This is a genomic window from Candidatus Pelagibacter sp. Uisw_121 (assembly GCF_047722545.1).
Lineage (GTDB): Bacteria > Pseudomonadota > Alphaproteobacteria > Pelagibacterales > Pelagibacteraceae > Pelagibacter.
Map to the genome: position 1 here is coordinate 171971 of NZ_CP159816.1, position 18665 is coordinate 190635.

Annotated in this window: 17 protein-coding genes and 3 pseudogenes; 18 read left to right on the plus strand and 2 right to left on the minus strand. The window is 30.0% G+C overall.

Annotation, left to right across the window (positions count from 1 at the left end; all coding sequences use genetic code 11):
• Positions 1–2: 2 nt before the first annotated feature.
• The gene (gene tkt / locus ABXT52_RS00975; protein ID WP_415272041.1) at positions 3–1961 is read right to left on the minus strand and encodes a transketolase; all 1959 of its coding nucleotides are present in this window, start codon (positions 1959–1961) and stop codon (positions 3–5) included.
• Positions 1962–2014: 53 nt separating this feature from the next.
• On the opposite strand from tkt, the gene ABXT52_RS00980 reads away from it, so the two are divergent.
• The 18 genes and pseudogenes from ABXT52_RS00980 (at position 2015) to ABXT52_RS01065 (ending at position 17736) form a co-directional block, all read left to right on the plus strand.
• Positions 2015–2338 (plus strand): 5-formyltetrahydrofolate cyclo-ligase, encoded by a 324-nt coding sequence (locus ABXT52_RS00980; RefSeq protein ID WP_271563706.1) that lies wholly within the window; start codon positions 2015–2017, stop codon positions 2336–2338.
• Positions 2326–2772: a cell division protein ZapA gene (zapA, locus tag ABXT52_RS00985; RefSeq protein WP_018413875.1), complete on the plus strand. Its 447-nt coding sequence runs from the start codon at positions 2326–2328 to the stop codon at positions 2770–2772. Before ABXT52_RS00980 ends, zapA begins: the two co-directional genes overlap by 13 nt.
• A 4-nt stretch (positions 2773–2776) precedes the next feature.
• Positions 2777–3325: a 5-formyltetrahydrofolate cyclo-ligase gene (locus ABXT52_RS00990; RefSeq protein WP_415272042.1), complete on the plus strand. Its 549-nt coding sequence runs from the start codon at positions 2777–2779 to the stop codon at positions 3323–3325.
• Positions 3322–4129: pseudogene (locus tag ABXT52_RS00995) on the plus strand (TIGR00282 family metallophosphoesterase). The gene ABXT52_RS00990 and the pseudogene ABXT52_RS00995 overlap by 4 nt, the downstream one beginning before the upstream one ends.
• Positions 4130–4134: 5 nt before the next feature.
• Positions 4135–4860, plus strand: a complete 726-nt coding sequence (locus ABXT52_RS01000; RefSeq protein ID WP_415272043.1) for a YebC/PmpR family DNA-binding transcriptional regulator — start codon at positions 4135–4137, stop codon at positions 4858–4860.
• Positions 4860–5354: a crossover junction endodeoxyribonuclease gene (locus ABXT52_RS01005; RefSeq protein ID WP_271485875.1), complete on the plus strand. Its 495-nt coding sequence runs from the start codon at positions 4860–4862 to the stop codon at positions 5352–5354. The genes ABXT52_RS01000 and ABXT52_RS01005 overlap by 1 nt, the downstream gene beginning before the upstream one ends.
• A gap of 53 nt (positions 5355–5407) precedes the next feature.
• On the plus strand, positions 5408–6082 hold the full coding sequence (gene tolQ, locus ABXT52_RS01010; RefSeq protein WP_415272044.1) for a protein TolQ: 675 nt from the start codon (positions 5408–5410) through the stop codon (positions 6080–6082).
• Between the two features lies 1 nt (position 6083).
• Positions 6084–6500: a protein TolR gene (gene tolR / locus ABXT52_RS01015; RefSeq protein WP_415272045.1), complete on the plus strand. Its 417-nt coding sequence runs from the start codon at positions 6084–6086 to the stop codon at positions 6498–6500.
• A 5-nt stretch (positions 6501–6505) separates the two neighbouring features.
• On the plus strand, positions 6506–7315 hold the full coding sequence (locus ABXT52_RS01020; protein WP_415272046.1) for a cell envelope biogenesis protein TolA: 810 nt from the start codon (positions 6506–6508) through the stop codon (positions 7313–7315).
• A 2-nt stretch (positions 7316–7317) separates the two neighbouring features.
• The gene (tolB, locus tag ABXT52_RS01025) at positions 7318–8658 is read left to right on the plus strand and encodes a Tol-Pal system beta propeller repeat protein TolB (protein WP_415272047.1); all 1341 of its coding nucleotides are present in this window, start codon (positions 7318–7320) and stop codon (positions 8656–8658) included.
• A gap of 85 nt (positions 8659–8743) precedes the next feature.
• A complete protein-coding gene (gene pal, locus ABXT52_RS01030) occupies positions 8744–9223 on the plus strand; it encodes a peptidoglycan-associated lipoprotein Pal (protein WP_415272048.1) in 480 nt (159 codons plus the stop codon).
• An 87-nt stretch (positions 9224–9310) separates the two neighbouring features.
• Positions 9311–10285, plus strand: coding sequence for a tol-pal system protein YbgF (gene ybgF, locus ABXT52_RS01035; protein WP_415272049.1), 975 nt, complete (start codon positions 9311–9313; stop codon positions 10283–10285).
• Complete coding sequence (tilS, locus tag ABXT52_RS01040) at positions 10245–11300, plus strand: tRNA lysidine(34) synthetase TilS (protein WP_415272050.1); 1056 nt, start codon at positions 10245–10247, stop codon at positions 11298–11300. The genes ybgF and tilS overlap by 41 nt, the downstream gene beginning before the upstream one ends.
• 51 nt (positions 11301–11351) lie before the next feature.
• Positions 11352–13239 (plus strand): annotated as a pseudogene (gene ftsH, locus ABXT52_RS01045) (ATP-dependent zinc metalloprotease FtsH).
• A gap of 6 nt (positions 13240–13245) precedes the next feature.
• Positions 13246–14298: a dihydropteroate synthase gene (gene folP, locus ABXT52_RS01050; RefSeq protein ID WP_415272051.1), complete on the plus strand. Its 1053-nt coding sequence runs from the start codon at positions 13246–13248 to the stop codon at positions 14296–14298.
• Positions 14298–15629, plus strand: a complete 1332-nt coding sequence (gene glmM, locus ABXT52_RS01055; RefSeq protein ID WP_415272052.1) for a phosphoglucosamine mutase — start codon at positions 14298–14300, stop codon at positions 15627–15629. The genes folP and glmM overlap by 1 nt, the downstream gene beginning before the upstream one ends.
• A gap of 1 nt (position 15630) precedes the next feature.
• Positions 15631–16443, plus strand: coding sequence for a bifunctional hydroxymethylpyrimidine kinase/phosphomethylpyrimidine kinase (gene thiD, locus ABXT52_RS01060; protein WP_415272053.1), 813 nt, complete (start codon positions 15631–15633; stop codon positions 16441–16443).
• A pseudogene (locus tag ABXT52_RS01065) lies at positions 16443–17736 on the plus strand (adenylosuccinate synthase). The gene thiD and the pseudogene ABXT52_RS01065 overlap by 1 nt, the downstream one beginning before the upstream one ends.
• Here the strand turns inward: ABXT52_RS01065 and rpoH are convergent.
• Entirely contained in the window at positions 17733–18614 is an 882-nt protein-coding gene (gene rpoH / locus ABXT52_RS01070; protein WP_415272054.1) for an RNA polymerase sigma factor RpoH, read from the minus strand. The pseudogene ABXT52_RS01065 and the gene rpoH sit on opposite strands and share 4 nt — an antisense overlap.
• Positions 18615–18665 lie beyond the last annotated feature (51 nt).

The following is an 18665-nucleotide window of genomic DNA, read 5'->3' on the forward strand; positions in this document are numbered from 1 at the left end:
ATTTAACTCTTTATTAGTTTTTTAGTTCTTTGTGAAATATTTTGAACTGTTAATCCAAAATATTTATAAATCTCTTTGTAGGGTGCACTTTTACCAAATGTATCAATTCCAAAAGCCAAGCCTTCAGTTCCAATATATTTTTTCCAACAATCTGTTGAAGCAGCTTCAATAGATATCTTAAATTTAGCTTCATCAAGAATTTTTTTCTTATATGATTTTGACTGCAAATCAAAAATATCTTGGCATGGTACTGACACCACTTTAGAATATATTTTATCTTTGGCTAATTTATGGCTAGTCTCAATTGCTAAATTAACCTCAGAACCACTAGCAAATATTGTCAAATTAATTTTTTTATTAGTTCTTAAAACCTCATAAGCACCTAAAGAACATTTGTTTATATTTGAATATTTTTTTCTAATAGGTTTAAGATTTTGTCTAGTCAAAGATAATACACTTGGTGTCTTCGAGTTTTTTAATGCCAATTCCCAACACTCGATAGTTTCCATTCTATCTGCTGGTCTAAAAACATTTAAATTAGGAATAGATCTTAATCCAGACAGTTGTTCTATAGGTTGGTGTGTTGGTCCATCCTCACCTAAACCAATTGAGTCGTGAGTCATCACATAAATAACACGTTGCTGCATCAAAGCAGACAAACGGATGGAAGGTTTACAATAATCAGAAAATATTAAAAAAGTTCCCCCATATGGAATAAATTTACTATGAAGTGCTAAACCATTCATTATTCCAGCCATGGCGTGCTCCCTAACACCATAGTGAATATAATCACCATTAAAATTAACAGAATTAATAGCGTTATGATGTTTGGTTTTAGTGTTATTAGATCCTGCTAAGTCAGCTGAACCACCAATTAACGTATTATTTTCTTTCGTAAGAGCATTAAGAGTTAACTCAGAAGCTTTTCTTGAGGCTAGGCTTTTGTTTTCTTTAAGAGAATTTTGCTTTTCATTTTTTAAAGCTTTAGAGAAATTATTTTTAAAGACTTTATCTACTAAATTTTTTTTTCTTTTATAAATTTTATTCCATGCAGAATCAAGTTTTGCACCCTTGTTACCAACTTTTCTCCATTCATTCAAAATACTTTTAGGAATTTCAAAAGGTTTACACTTCCAATCTAAACTCTTTCTAACTAATTTGATTTCATCTAAGCCAATTGGACTACCGTGCGAAGAGGCTTTACCAGATTTATTAGGTGAGCCATAACCAATTTTTGTTTTGCATGAAATAACTGTGGGTTTTTTTGCATTTTGAGCTTTTTTTAATGCTGTAAAAATTTCTTTTTCATTATGACCATTGATTAGTATGTAGTCCCAACCATAACTTTCAAATCTCTTTTTGAAATTATCTGAAACTGCCAAGCTAGTTGGTCCATCAATAGATATTGAATTGTTATCAAAAAGCATAACCAGATTTTTTAACTTTAAGTGTCCAGCTAAACTCATTGCCTCATGACTAATGCCTTCCATTAAACATCCGTCACCAGCTAAAACATAAGTTTTATGGTTTATTATTTCTTTACCTAGTTTTTTCTTTAAAATTTCCTCTGCAATAGCAAAACCAACTGAATTAGCAATTCCTTGTCCAAGAGGACCTGTCGTAGTTTCAATACCAGTACCAGGGTGATACTCAGGATGACCCGCACAAATAGATTTTAATTGTCTAAAATTTTTAATATCATTCAAAGAAATACTTTTGTACCCAGTTAAATGTAATAAAGAGTAAAGAAGCATAGATCCATGACCAGCAGATAAAACAAATCTGTCTCTATTTATCCAGTTAGGATTTTTTGGATTAAATCTAAGAAAACTTTTAAATAAAACTGTTGCTACGTCTGCCATACCCATTGGCATTCCAGGATGACCCGAATTTGCCTTTTGCACAGCATCTATAGATAAAAACCTTATTGCGTTTGATAAATCTTTATGTAATTTGTTCAAAAATATCCTATCTAGACTTAGAAGACTCAATTTAATAATATAAATATATATATATGAAAACAGACAGTGAAAAAGAAAAAAAGCTTAGTTTTGCACTTAATAAATTGAAGAGTTTGAATTTACAAAACCCAACGCTAAAGTCTAATTTAGAAAACTTAAGCATTCAAAAAAATCAATTAGAAATTGAAAAAAAACAAATAGAAGAAAAATATCAAAATTTAGAAAGTGAATACAAAGCTCTTAATCAAAAATTAGAAGATATTAACCAGCAAAAAATAGAAGAACAAAAAAAAGAGACAGAATTTTCAGAAAAAATAGATGAATTAAATCAAGAAACAGATACTTTATTAGAAGAAATAGATAAATGGCAAATGTAAATATTAAATTTAATGGCAAAGAGTTTCTACTATCTTGTGATGATGGACAGGAAGAGCATTTAGAAGAATTGTTAACTCATATTAATGAAAAATTTAGCAATTTAAAGAATGACCTAGGAAACATAGGGGAAAATAAACTTCTATTGATCACTTCAGTTCAAATAATGGATGAATATTTTGAAACTAAAAAAAAAGTAGAACAAAAAAAAACTGAGTTACAAAATTTATCAAACAAATTTAGAGAATTGAAATCATTAGTTTATGATTACAGAGATAGAAAAGAAGAAGAGATGAAGGAATTACAACAAGATCATGAAAGTTTTAAAAAAGAAATAGAAAAAAATAAAGAAGATTATGAAAAAATAATCGAAGCAGCAGCAGATGAAATTGAAAATTTTGTTGAAAAAGCAAATTTAGAAAATCCAATTCAGTAGATTTGTGTTAAAATCTGAATTAAGAAAAAAAATTCTTAAAGTAAGAAAAAAATTTAATACGAAAAATATTCAGATCAACTTCAAGCAAATTGTAAAAATTCTTAAAAAAGAAAAGATAACCAATCAGATTATTATAGGTGGATACTATCCGGTAAACTTTGAGATAGACGACTTGACACTGTTAAGAAAATTTAAAAAGAATAAATTTAATATTTCTTTGCCCATAATTAAGAAAAACTTTCAAATGGATTTTTATTCATGGTCATTTTCTGAGCCTTTAAAAATAAATAAATATGGAATACCTGAACCAGGAGCTAAAAATATAGTATACCCTGACGTTTTATTAATTCCCTTGGTAGCATTTGATAAAAATTTAAATAGACTTGGATATGGAGGTGGATACTACGATAGATTAATTGAAAAATTATCAAAAAAAAAAAATATCATAAAGATAGGTTTGGCTTTTTCAATTCAAGAAATTGATAAAGTACCAACTAATATGTATGATCAAAAATTAGATTATATTGTAACAAATAAAAATATTATAAAATGAAAATACTCTTTTTAGGTGATGTAGTTGGCATTTCAGGGCGGTCAATGGTTTTGAATAATTTACTATCAAAAATTAAAGATGAAAAAATCGATTTTGTAGTTGTTAATGGTGAGAATGCAGCTGACTCAGGTGTTGGTCTTACAGAGGAAATATGTAAAGATTTTTTTAACTGTGGTGTAGATGTTATTACAACGGGTAATCATGTGTGGGATCAAAAAGAAACAATGTCTCATATTGAAAAAGAAAATCGACTTCTTAGACCTAAAAATTTATTTGAACCATCTCCAGGAAAAGGCTTTGGAATATTTACTGCTAAAAATGAGATGAGAGTAGGAGTACTTAATTTGATGGGAAATGTTTTTATGAAGAAATGTGAAGATGTATTTGAAGCAGCTGAAAAATTTATGAAAAAATATAAGCTTAAAGAAGATTATGATTTTTTATTAGTCGATTTTCATGGTGAAATAACAAGTGAAAAGTCAGCTATGGGACATTTTTTTGATGGTGAAGCAACATTGGTTGTTGGAACTCACACGCATATTCCAACAAATGATACTAGAATATTAAAAGGTGGTACTGCTTATCAAACTGATGCAGGAATGTGTGGTGATTATGACTCAGTTATTGGAATGAATAAAGAAAATTCAATTAATAGGTTTTTAAAAAAAAAAGTCCACAAAGCATTTTCCAGCAATCGGTGAAGCTAGTTTGTGTGGTGTGATTGTTGAATGTGATGTAGAAACAGGGTTAGCAAAAAATGTAAAAAATTTTATTCATGGAGGAGAATTAAAAAATTCTCAATAAATATTATGTCGGGTCATTCAAAATGGGCAAGTATAAAACACTCTAAAGGAAAAGCAGACAAACAAAGATCTAAAGTATTTTCAAAATTATCTAAAGAGATAAGTGTAGCAGCAAAACTAGGTGATAAAGATCCTGCGATGAACCCAAGGCTTAGATCTGCAATTCAAGCAGCAAAATCAGCCAACATGCCAAAAGATAATATTGAAAGAGCTATTGCTAAATCTTCTGCTAACACTGAAACAAATTATGAAAATTTAAGATATGAAGGATTTGGTCCAGATAAAATAGCGGTAATTGTAGAGGCGTTAACTGATAATAAAAACAGAACAGCCTCCAATGTTAGATCTATATTTGTAAAAAGTGGTGGCAATTTAGGAACACAGGGTTCTGCATCACATAACTTTAATCAGTTAGGAATTATCAAAATTGATAAAAAAGAAATCTCAGATGAACAAATTTTTGAACTAGCAATTGAATCTGGTGCAGATGAGTGTATTTCAAATGATGAATTTCATGAAATTCAATGTCCTATGAGTGAAATTTATAATGTAAAAAAAAAATTAGAAAAAACAATTGCAAACTTTATTTCAACAGAAATTGAATGGGTTCCCTTAAATAGTGTAGATGTTGAAAAAGATAAAGTGGAAGCTGCAATAGATTTTTTAGAAACATTAGAAGATGATGATGATGTTCAAAGTGTTTATTCAAACATAAACTTTAAGAATAGTTAATGCTTATTATTGGAATAGACCCAGGCATAACAGGTTCTATTTGCTTTTTTCAAGATGGTAAAATAATTGATGTTATTGAAATGCCAAACATGCCAGAAGGGAAAAAAAATAAAAAGCAAGTTAATGGTGCTCAAATTTATTATGAAATCTCTTCAAGAATTAAAGACATAAAAAAAGAAGATATCAAAGTTATAATTGAACAAGTATCAGCTATGCCAGGTCAAGGCGTTACCAGTATGTTTAATTTTGGACAATCATTTGGTATTTTAAAAGGAATCTGTTCTGCAATGCAATTACCAATGTACTTTGTAAGACCGACAAAATGGAAAAAATATTTTAATCTTATTAATTCAGAAAAAGATGCCAGTAGAACAAAAGCAATAGAGGTATTTCCTTATTTTTCATCAGAGTTATCAAGAAAAAAAGACTCAAATAAAGCTGATGCCATATTAATTGCTAGCTTTTACTACGAAACTTACAAACTAGAGGAATAAATAAAACCTTTAAAAGTCAAATTCATGACACATTTAAGTGTGAAACCCTAAATATGGAAGCTGACATTACATCTCAAGCAGTAGGCCTTGCCTCAAATACTGATTTTTCTTTGTGGAGTTTATTTTTAAGAGCAGACTTTATTGTAAAGTCAGTAATCCTTATGTTGATTGGTTGCTCAATATACTCATGGGCAATTATTATTGAGAAATTTAGATTATTTAAAAAAATCAATCTAGAGTCTGAAGAATTTGAAAAAAGATTTTGGAAATCCAAATCTGCAGAAACTTTTTATAATAGTTTACCGGCTGAGGTAGAGAACCCAACAGCTTTATTGTTTAAAGATACTATGCAAAGTTTATTAAAAGTTAAAAATAAAACCAACATAAATGAAAGAATGGAGAGTATACTTGAAGTTAATATTGAAAAACAAATTTTAAAAATAGATAAAGGCTTCACATTTTTGGCAACAGTTGGTTCAACAGCTCCTTTTATAGGTTTGTTCGGCACTGTATGGGGAATAATGAACTCTTTTCAATCTATAGCAATTTCAAGAAATACAAGTTTGGCGATTGTAGCGCCAGGAATAGCAGAAGCGTTATTTGCAACCGCTCTTGGATTATTGGCTGCAATACCTGCGGTTGTCGCTTATAATAAATTCAATAATGACACAAAAAAATATTCACAAAGATTAGAAAACTTTTCTAAAAGATTTTTATCAATAATATAAAATGGCTTTTAAACTTAATCGTTCATCAAAAGAGCCTATGAGTGAAATAAATGTTACTCCTTTTGTGGATGTAATGTTGGTATTATTAATTATCTTTATGGTAACCGCTCCATTATTAACTGTCGGTGTTCAAGTTGACTTACCTGAAAGTTCTGCAGATAGTTTGCCTGAAGAGTTAGAACCGCTAACATTGTCTATAAATTCTAAAGGTGAAATATTTATTCAAGAATCTAAAGTTGAGTATGATAAAATTACTGCAAAGATTTTAGCTGTATCTAAAAATAGAACAGATACAAGAATTTATGTGCGTGGTGATAAATCTATAAATTATGGTAGAGTTTTAGAAATAATGGGGATGCTATCTGGCTCTGGATTTACTAAAGTAGCATTAATTTCTGAGCCATATAAAGAGAGTTAACTAAAGTGAATAGAAATATCCTTATTTCTTTTGGGCTTCATATATTTCTTGTGATAATTACTGCTATGAGCTTACCATTCCTTGCTAAAAAACCGATTGATCTTCCTCCAATTATATCAGTTGAGCTAATTCAAATCACAGACAAAACCAACATTCCTTTTGCACCTAAGGCAAAAAAAATAATAGAGAAAGTTAAAAAAAAAGAAAAAAAATTAGTTTCTGAACAAGCACCACCAAAAAAAATAAAAAAACAAAAGCCTGATGCTGTTCCATTACCAGATGAAAAAATAGAAAAAATAAAGAAAATTCAAGATGAAAAACAAAATCCTGAAAAAGTAGAGACAGAAATTAAACAAATTTCAGAATTTGAAAAAAAAGAACTATTTGATACCAATAATATTGCGGCATTAATTGATAAATCTAAAACTGAGAGTGCGGAAACAAACAAAAAACTAGATAAAGTTACTCAAGATCAAGATAATGAAATGGATTTTGCTGGATTAACCTTAAGTGAAGAAGATGCTTTAAAAGCTCAAATTTTTGGTTGTTGGAGCATTCCTCTAGGGTTACCATTTAACGAAAATTTATTAGTTAGAATTAAGTTACAATTAAAGCCAGATGGTTCTATTATTAAAACTGAGATTCTTGACCATGCTAGAATGAATAGACCTGGGCAAGGATTTTATAAAGTATTAGCTGAAAGTGCATTAAGAGCTATAAAACTTTGTCAACCTCTTAGAGTGCCTAGTACAGGTTATGAAAGGTGGAAGAATATGCAGTTAAATTTTGATGCTAGAGAAATGTTAGAAGGATAAAAATGTTATTAAGATATTTATTTATATTACTTATTATTATTCCAGTTAAAGTTTTTGCTTTAATTGAAGTCGATATTACTAGAGGAAATTTAAGTCCTCTACCTGTTGCTGTATCTCCTTTGTCAATTGACAATAAATCAAAAGAAAATTTTAAGAAAATTTTAAAAAAAGAAGATCTTGGATCAGAAATTTCAATAATTGTTGAAAATAATTTAAGACAATCTGGTTTATTTAATCCATTAAACAAAAATGCATTTCTTCAAGAGCCAGATGTAGCAAATTTAAAACCAAGGTTTGAGGATTGGAATTTAATTAAAGCACAAGCTTTAATAACAGGGAAGGTTACATTTATAGATGAGAAGTTAAGAGTTGAATTTAGACTATGGGATATTCTTGCTGGAAAAGAAATGATGGCTTTAGCATTTACTACCGTTCCTAGTAACTGGAGAAGAGTAGGTCACATTATTACGGATAAGGTGTATGAACGTTTAACTGGAGAAAAAGGTTATTTTGATACTAGAATAATATATGTGTCTGAAGAAGGTCCAAAAATCAAAAGAATAAAAAAACTAGCAATAATGGATCAAGATGGTTTTAATAATAAATATTTAACACTTGGAAATGAATTAGTTTTAACACCAAGATTTAGTCCCACAAATCAGATGGTTACTTATCTTTCTTATTTTAGAAATTTACCTAGAGTTTATTTATTAGATGTAGAAACAGGAACGCAAGAAGTGGTGGGAGATTTTCCTGGTATGACATTTGCTCCAAGATTTTCACCAGATGGAAAAAAAATTATAATGAGTTTTGCTAAAGATGGTAATTCTGATATTTATACAATGGATCTTGAAAATAGAATTGTAGAAAAAATTACCAATCATCCATCAATTGATACATCTCCTTCTTATTCACCAGATGGAAAAAGAATTACTTTTAACTCAGATAGAAGTGGCTACCAACAAATTTATGTAATGGATAGTAATGGAAAAAATCTTAAAAGAATTTCATTTGGGAATGGTTTGTATGGAACCCCAGTATGGTCTCCAAGAGGTGATTTAATTGCCTTTACAAAGCTTCATAAAGGAAAATTTTATATTGGAGTAATGAGGACAGATGGAACTGGCGAAAGACTGTTAACTGAAAACTTTTACCAAGAAGCTCCATCATGGTCTCCAAATGGGAGAGTGTTGATTTTTTATAGAGAAACTAAGACCAACTCTAAAGGAGAGGGATTTTCAGCTAAATTGTGGTCTATTGATTTAACAGGATATAATGAAAAAATGGTTAAAACTGAAACAGATGCATCCGACCCATCTTGGTCATCATTATTAAGTAATTAATGTCTAAATTAGTTGATTTTTTAACTTGAAACATCTAATTAGTTGTGAAAAAGTAAGTAATTCAAATAAGGATTAAGGAGCAACAATGAACTTAAGCAAGATTTTAAAAAATACATTTCTAATTATACTAGCAAGCTTAGTGTTAACCGCTTGCGCAACAAAAAAAACATCAACAGGTCAAATCCAAGGTGACGTTTACACAGGAACAGATTCTATTGAGTATTTAGCTTCTGGTGTTCCAGATAGAGTTTTCTTTGCAACTAATGAAACTGTACTTACAACAGCTTCAAGAGAAACTTTAAGAAAACAAGCAACATGGCTAAGAAAAAATTCAGGTATTAACGTTGTATTAGAAGGTCACGCTGATGAAAGAGGTACAAGAGAGTACAACTTAGCATTAGGTGAAAGAAGAGCTAATTCAGCAAAAGACTATTTGATGACTTATGGAATTTCTTCAGACAGAATTTCTGTATTGAGTTATGGTAAAGAAAGACCAGTAGACTCAGGATCTAATCCTTTAGCTTGGTCTAAAAATAGAAGATCAGTTACCGTTAAAGCTAACTAATTAATCTAAATAATTTTTAAAAGACCCTATCACGTTTGTGAATAGGGTCTTTTTTTTGCCATCATTATAATTACTAATCAATACATTATGCTTAATTATAAAAAGATATTTCGATTAAAGTTCATATTAGTAGTTATATTTTTTCCAAATATTATTTACGCAGATAACCATAATATAAATGAAATTTTAGAGTTAATTCAAAAAGATTTAAAAACTCTAGAAAAAGCTGTTTACTCAGAATCAACTAATTTAAAAAGTCAAAACTCTACAAATGAAAATTCTGAAAATGTTTTAACAAGACATCTTTTAAAATTGTCTGATGTTGAAAAACAATTTCAAGAACTTACTAATAAGTTTGAAGAGATTAACTTTAAGTTAGATAAATTGTCAAATAGGCTTTCTAAAGTTCAGGCAGATAATCAAATCAGATTTCAAGATGTTGAAAATATTTTGTCAACTGGAGAAGTTGGAAAAAAACTAACTTCAATGCCAAAGGAAGAAGTAGAGAAAGCTTTACCAGGTTCCTCACAACCTCAAGACCTAGGATCTATTTCATATAAAGATACAGAAAATGGAGAAACTACTCAACAAATACAATCTGTAGAAACCACTTCATCTGTAGTGACAGAAAACTTTGAATCAGAAAAAAATATACTTCCAGATATCTCTCCAGAAAAACAATATGAGTTTGCAACCAGTTTTTTAAAGGTAGGTGATTACAGTACTGCAGAAAGAGCTTTTAGAGAATTTGTAATAAAAAATTCAGAGCATAAGCTAGCTGGTAATGCTCAATATTGGTATGCTGAAACATTTAGAATAAGACAACTTTATACAGATGCTGCTACTGCTTATCTTGAAGGATATCAAAAATATCCAAAAGGTGAGAAGGCTCCTATAAATTTATTAAAACTTGGTGTATCAATGGTTCAGATAGGAGAAAAGGAGCAAGGTTGTAAAATGATTGTAGGAGTTGAAAAACAATACCCAAAAGCAAATCAATCTGTGCTTCAAAAAGCAAAATATGAATCAAAAAAGTTTGAGTGCTCAAAACAAAACTCATAAACAAATTCTTAGTTTTTTAAAAAATCGAAAAATTTCAAAAGTTTATACTGAATTCTCTTCCTCTTTTAATACTAAAGAAAATTTAGCTGTAGCAGTTTCAGGTGGACCTGATAGTTTAGCGCTTGCTTACTTAGCCAAATGTTATGCGATAAAAAATAAAATAACAGTTAAATTTTTTTTAGTTGATCATAAGCTCAGATCAGAGTCGACAAAAGAAGCTGCTTCAGTAAAAAAAATTTTACAAAATATTGGCATCATATGCAAAGTATTAAGCTGGAAAGGTAAAAAACCTTCTAGAAATATTCAATCTTTAGCAAGAGAAGCAAGATATTCTTTACTGGCAAAAGAATGTAAAAAAAATAATATTAAGCATTTATTATTAGGACATCATTCAAATGACTTATTTGAAAACTTTTTAATTAGAGTTGTTAGAGGAAGTGGACTAAATGGACTGGTATCTTTTAACAAAAGAGTAAAATATAAAGACGGAGATCTAAATATTTTAAGGCCATTACTTGATTTAGAAAAAAATGATTTAATTAATATTTCTAAGAGAGTATTTAAGTCTTTCATTAAAGATCCATCCAATATTAATGAGACATATAAAAGAACAAGAATTAGAACTCTATTAGAATCTCTTGAAAAAGAGGGATTGGATCTAAAAAAATTAAAATTAACCATTGATAACTTAAGAGACTCAGACAAATCAATAAAGTTTTATGTTAAAAAAAATTTAAAGGATAATTCTTTACATATTAAAACAAAAGATACTTGTATTTTAAATTATAATTTTTTTGATCAATCTCATGAAGTTGTTTTTAGATCTTTGACGTTTATTATTCAAAAAATAGGAAAAAAATATTATCCTGCTAGAGGTAAAAGTATTAATGAGTTGATTAACCGAATAACTCTCAAGACATTTTCAAAAATAACTTTAGGAGGCTGTTTTGTTGAAAGTTTTAATGAGACCATATTAATATCAAGAGAAAACACTAATAAAACTCAAGCTTTGTAACAATTTGACACTTGTTTAATTTATAATAATTATTATCTTATACTTATGAATATGAAGAATTTAGCAATGTGGGCAGTAATTGTTTTTTTAACAATAGGTCTTTATAATATGTTTAAGAACCCTCAAGCTAATGTGGGTAAAAGCAATTCTATTATATTTTCAGAATTTTTATCAGAAGTTGATAATGGCGGGGTTGTAAAAGTAGATATTCAAGGAAACAATATTAGAGGGGTACTCGCTAATGGAAATACTTTTTCTACTTATTCACCAAATTATCCAAATTTAATTGAAAAGTTATCTGAAAAAGGCGTAAGCATATCAGCTGCTCCTTTAGAGGATAAGATGCCTTCTTTGTTTGGAGTTTTATTATCATGGTTTCCAATGTTGTTACTGATTGCTGTTTGGATTTTCTTTATGAGACAGATGCAGGGTGGCAAAGGTGGAGCTATGGGTTTTGGAAAGTCCAAGGCAAAAATGATGAATGAATTAAAAGGTAAAGTTACCTTTGATGATGTTGCTGGAGTAGAAGAAGCTAAAGAAGAAGTAGAAGAAGTTGTTCAATTTTTAAAAGATCCCAAAAAGTTTAGTAGACTTGGTGGAAAAATACCAAGAGGATGTTTGTTAGTTGGTCAACCAGGAACAGGTAAGACTTTACTTGCTAGAGCTATAGCTGGAGAAGCGGGAGTTCCATTCTTTACTATATCAGGATCAGATTTTGTTGAAATGTTTGTAGGTGTTGGAGCCTCAAGAGTTAGAGATATGTTTGAGCAAGGTAAAAAAAAATTCACCCTGCATTATTTTCATAGATGAGATAGATGCTGTTGGAAGAAGTAGAGGTGCTGGCCTTGGAGGAGGTAACGATGAAAGAGAGCAAACTTTAAACCAATTATTAGTTGAAATGGACGGCTTTGAGACGAATGAAGGTGTAATAATTATTGCAGCTACAAATAGACCTGATGTATTAGACCCAGCATTATTACGACCTGGTAGATTTGATAGACAGGTAGTTGTCGGACTTCCAGATATAATAGGTAGAGAAAAAGTATTAAAAGTTCATGTTAAAAAAATTAAAATGGCTCCCGATGTTAATTTAAGAACAGTAGCTAGAGGAACTCCTGGTTTTTCAGGTGCAGATTTAGCAAATATAGTTAATGAAGCAGCATTACTTGCTGCAAGAAAAAATAAAAGACTAGTTACTCTAACCGAGTTTGAAGAAGCCAGAGATAAAGTGATGATGGGATCAGAAAGAAGATCCATGGTCATGACTGAAGAAGAAAAAACATTAACAGCTTACCACGAAGCTGGACATGCAATAGTAACTATTAATGAAGATGCAGCTCATCCAATTCACAAAGCAACAATCATTCCAAGAGGACGAGCCTTAGGAATGGTTATGCAGCTACCTGAGAGAGATCAGCTATCTCAAACAAGAGAACAGCTTCATGCTCAATTAGCTATAGCTATGGGTGGAAGAGTAGCGGAAGAAATCATATTTGGTGAAGATAAAGTTACAACTGGTGCATCTAGTGATATTGAGCAAGCGACTCAAAGAGCAAGAGCCATGGTGATGCAAGCAGGTCTTAGCAAGGAGTTGGGGCCAGTTGCTTATGGTTCGAATGAAGAAGAGGTATTTTTGGGTAGATCTGTTGCTAGAACTCAAAATATGTCTGAAGAAACTTCAAAAAAAGTAGACGCAGAAATTAGAAAAATTGTAGATAAAGGTTATGAAAGAGCTCGAACAGTTTTGACTGAAAAAATTGACGACCTACACAAATTAGCTAAAGCTCTTTTAACATACGAAACACTTTCAGGTGAAGAAATAGAAAACCTGATAAATAAAAATATATATCCAAGCAATAAAGAAGATTTAAAAGTTGAAGATGAAGATAAAGGCTCAGCTTTAAGCTCAATGGGTCTTAAGCCAAAAATAGTTCATTAAAACTAAATGAAAAAATATTACACAAGAGCGTGTAATTTTGTGTATGGTAAATCTTCAATTGAATTAGTTAGAAAAAAACAAAACCTCCCACTAAATGGTAATAAGAAAATTTCATTTGGGCAAATTGAAATCCTTACACGAACTTCAATCAAAATAATTGATCTTAAGAATATAAAAAAATTACCTAAATCTCTGAAAGAAAAAATTAATAAAGATCTTAAGATTATTGTTAAAAAAAATAAAAATTTTTCAAGTTTAAATTTTAATAAAATACCTAATATAATGGGTATATTGAATTTAACACCAGATAGTTTTTCTGATGGCGGTAAGTTTAATAAAAAGAAAACAGGAATGTCTCATGCAAAAGATTTATTTAAATCTGGGGCGGACATTGTAGATGTTGGAGGAGAGTCAACGAGGCCTGGATCTAAGCCTGTAAGCAAAAAGGAAGAGTGGAATAGAATAAAAGAAATATTAAAAGATATTAATAAAAAAATTCCATTATCATTAGATACAAGAAAATCAGAAATTATGAGTAAAGGGATTAAGATAGGAGTTAAGCTCATAAATGATGTATCAGGACTAAGTTATGACTCCAAAACAGTTGATGTATTGAAAAAAAGTAAAACTCCATTTGTAATCCAACATTCACAAGGTACACCAGAACAAATGCAAAAAAATCCTAAATATAAAAATGAATTATTAGATATTTATGATTTTTTTGAGCAAAAAATTAAATTTTTAATATCCATGGGTATAAAACACAATAATATCATGATTGATCCTGGAATTGGCTTTGGAAAAAATTTGAAACATAATATGAATTTAATTAGGAGTGTTTCCATTTTTCATACTCTTGGTTTTCCTATACTACTTGGACTTTCTAGAAAAAATTTTATCAAGAATTTATCTGGAAAAAATGACAGTAAGGAGAGATTAGGTGGAACAATAGCCTCTTCCCTGTATGCAATAATGCAAGGAGTTCAAGTTCTAAGAATTCATGACGTGAATGAATTAAGACAAAGTATAAAGGTATTTAAAGAATTAATTAAAAACTGATGGCAAAAAAATACTTTGGAACAGATGGAATAAGAGGTGCTGTTAATAGTAAAAATATTAATGGAGACATGTTTTTTAAATTTGGTCTTGCAACTGGAACTTATTTTAAAACTCAAAAAAAAAAGAAACAATTAGCAATAATTGCTAAAGATACGAGGCTATCAGGATATAGTTTAGAACCTGCATTAGTATCAGGACTTACATCGGCTGGTATGCACGTTTATACATTAGGACCACTTCCAACTAATGGTTTAGCAATGTTAACAAAGAGCATGAAAGCTAACATGGGAATTATGATTACGGCATCCCATAACCCATATTATGACAATGGATTAAAGTTATTTGGACCCGATGGGTTAAAACTATCAAATAAGATTGAAAAAAAAATTGAAACTTTAATTGATGAAAAAATTGAAAAGTCTTTATCAAAACCAAAAAAATTGGGTCGTGTAAAAAGGTTAGAAACTGCAAATAAAGATTATATAAAAATTTTAAAAAGTAATTTACCAAAAGATTTTAACCTAAGAGGTTTAAGAATAGTGATTGATTGTGCGAATGGGGCTGGATACAAGGCTGGTCCTGAATTATTAAAATCTTTAGGTGCCAAAGTATTTTCAACTGGAATAAATCCTAATGGTCTTAATATTAATAAAAATTGTGGTTCTACTTTTCCAAATAAAATTAGATTAGCAGTAAAAAAATATAAAGCACACATAGGAATTTCACTTGATGGAGATGCTGACAGAATTATTATGTGTGATGAAAAAGGTATCATAATTGATGGAGATCAAATAATTGCTGCAATAGCAATGAGATGGAAAAGAAAAAAAATGTTAAGAGGAGGAGTAGTTGGCACTTTAATGTCTAACTATGGATTAGAAAATTTTTTTAAACTACATGATATAAAATTCTTAAGATCAAATGTAGGAGACCGTTTTGTAAAAGAGAAAATGCAAAAAAATAATTTTAATTTAGGTGGTGAACAATCTGGGCATATTATCTTAGGTAAATTTGCAACTACTGGAGATGGATTACTAGTTGCTTTAGAAGTTTTATTTTCATTAAGAAAAGGAAAAAAAGCTAGTAGTTTTTTTAATACCTTTAAGAAAATTCCACAAATATTGGTGAATATTGACGTTAAAGACAAAAGTATAATTAAAAATATCAATATTAAGAATTCTATAAAATTAGCAGAAAAATTAATTAAAGGGCAGGGTAGAATATTAGTTAGAAGTTCAGGAACTGAATCTAAAATTAGAGTAATGGGAGAGAGTGACAATAGTAAATTACTTCAAAAATGTTTTAAAATTATATTAAAAAAAATTAAATAAATTGAAACCAAAATCTAAAATATTAGTTATTGCTGGATCAGATTCATCTGGTGGTGCTGGAATTCAAGCTGATATTAAAACTATCACTGCTTTAGGTTCTTATGCAATGACAGCAATAACAGCTGTCACAATCCAAAATACAACAGGTGTAAAATCGATAGTACCAATTGATCCAAAGGAAATTTCAAATCAAATAGAATTTACCGCAAAAGATATTAAACCTGATGCTGTAAAAATTGGAATGTTACACTCTATAAAAGTAATAAAATCAGTAATTCATTCATTAAATCTTATTAAAGTTAAAAAGATAATTTTAGATCCCGTTATGGTTGCTAAAGGTGGTGCAAAACTTATTGATGATAAGGCAATTCACTTATTAAAAAATGAACTAATTAAAAAAGTTAGTTTAATTACTCCAAATATTCCAGAAGCAGAAATATTAACTAAAACTAAAATAAGAACAAAAGAAGATATGATTTTTGCTGCCAGTATATTAATCAAATTAGGGGCAAAAAATGTTTTTATAAAAGGTGGTCATTTAGAATCTAAAATCGTCCAAGATATTTTTGTAAACAAAAATGAAATTTTCATTATAAAAAATAAAAGAATTACAACTAGGAATACACATGGTACTGGTTGCACCCTATCTTCTGCTATTTCTACATTCTTTTCATGTGGAAAAACCTTAAAGAAATCTTGTGAGCTTGCAACTAAGTATGTACACAATTCAATAAATTCAAACCTTAAATTTGGTAAAGGTCATGGACCTATCAACCATTTAAGTTCAGTAACAGTAGAAAAAAAATTTAGATAATGAAAAATGTTGTAGTTGTTGGATCTCAGTGGGGTGATGAAGGAAAAGGTAAAATAGTCGACTGGCTATCGGACCAAGCAGATGTTGTTATTCGTTTTCAAGGAGGGCACAATGCTGGACACACATTAGTAATTAATGGAATAACTTATAAATTAAGACTACTTCCTTCTGGGATTGTAAGAAAAAATAAAATTTCTATTATAGGAAATGGAGTCGTTGTTGACCCTTGGGCACTATTAGAAGAAATAGACGAAATTAAATCTATGGGTGCTGAGGTTAATGTGGATAATTTTATAATTTCAGAGTCTGCCAATCTTATTTTGCCATTTCATAGAGAGATGGATGAAATAAGAGAAGATGCTGCTGGAAAAGGAAAAATTGGAACAACAAGAAGAGGAATTGGGCCAGCCTATGAAGATAAAGTAGGAAGAAGATCAATCCGTGTTATGGATTTGAGATCTGAGACTAATCTAGACCACAGATTAGAAACAGTACTACTTCATCATAATGCAATTAGAAAAGGATTAGGTAAAAAAATTTTTGAAAAAAACAAACTTAAAGAAGAACTTTTAAAGATTGCCCCAGAAATATTAAAGTTTTCTCAACCTGTGTGGCTTAGAATTGATGAGTTTAAAAAACAAAAAAAAAAGAATATTATTTGAAGGTGCGCAAGGAATATTACTTGATGTAGACCATGGAACGTATCCTTTTGTAACATCATCAAATACTGTAGCTTCTAGTGCTGCCACAGGAACTGGTTGTGGTCCTAATTCTATTCATTATGTGCTTGGAATAACAAAGGCCTACACTACTAGAGTTGGTGAGGGACCTTTTCCTACAGAGTTAACAGATGACATTGGAGAGTTACTTGGTTCTAGAGGCAAAGAATTTGGCACTGTCACTAGTAGAAAAAGAAGATGTGGTTGGTTTGATGGTGTTTTGGTTAGACAAACAATTAAAATTTCAGGTATAGATGGAATAGCATTAACTAAATTAGATGTTTTAGATGAATTAGATGAAATTAAGATGTGTGTTGAATACGAACTTGATGGCAAGAAAATGGATTACCTGCCAGCTGCAGTTGAGGATCAGTTAAAGATTAAACCAATTTATAAAACTTTCCCTGGATGGAAAAGTTCCACTCAAGGAATAAAAAATATTGAAGCCCTACCAGAAAATGCAAAAAATTATATTTATGCATTAGAAGATTTTATTGGAACAAAAGTTTCAAGTATTTCAACAAGCCCTGAACGAGAAGATACAATTCTTTTAGAAAACCCTTTTGAGATTTAGTTTACTGGAAGTAAATTTTTAGATTTAGCAGATAGCAGCATGTGTTTTTGAAGCTTTTCAAATGCTTTATTCTCAATTTGTCTAACTCTCTCTCTGCTAATTTTGTATTTTTTGCTTAAATCTTCAAGTGTTGTAGCTTCATCATTTAATCTTCTAGAGTATAAAATCTCTCTTTCTCTTTCATTAAGAATTTTTATAGAATCTTTAAGTAAGCTTTGTCTTTGACTCATTTCTTCTTGATGTGCAAATTTTAGATCATGGTCAAGCTCTTTATCTACCAACCAGTCCTGCCATTCGTCACCATCTTCTCCAACTTGAGCATTTAAAGAAAATTCTTTACCTGAAAGTCTTCTGTTCATTGAAATTACTTCATCTTTGTTAACATCTAACTTGTTAGCAATTTCACTTACATGTTCAGGTCTTAAATCTCCTTCAGACTGAGGAGCGATTTGATTTTTAATTTTCTTTAAATTGAAAAAAAGTTTTTTTTGTGCAGTTGTTGTTCCTATTTTTACTAAGCTCCAAGATCTTAGAATGTATTCTTGGATAGAAGCTCTAATCCACCACATTGCATAAGTTGCTAATCTAAATCCTTTCTCAGGTTCAAATTTTTTAACAGCTTGCATTAGTCCAACATTTCCTTCTGAAATCATTTCATTTACTGGAAGTCCATATCCTCTGTAACCCATCGCAATCTTTGCTACGAGTTTTAAATGACTAGTAACAAGTTTTTCTGCAGCTTTAACATTTCCTGTTGCCTTCCAATTTTTTGCAAGCATGTATTCTTCTTCTGCTGCCAACATAGGAAATTTTTTAATTTGCTCCAGATAAGCAGATAAACCACCTTCATTAGAAAGTGCAGGAAGATTATTATTCATTCTAGTACTCATAAGTTGTATTTATTTAATTAACTATAGTATTATTTCAAG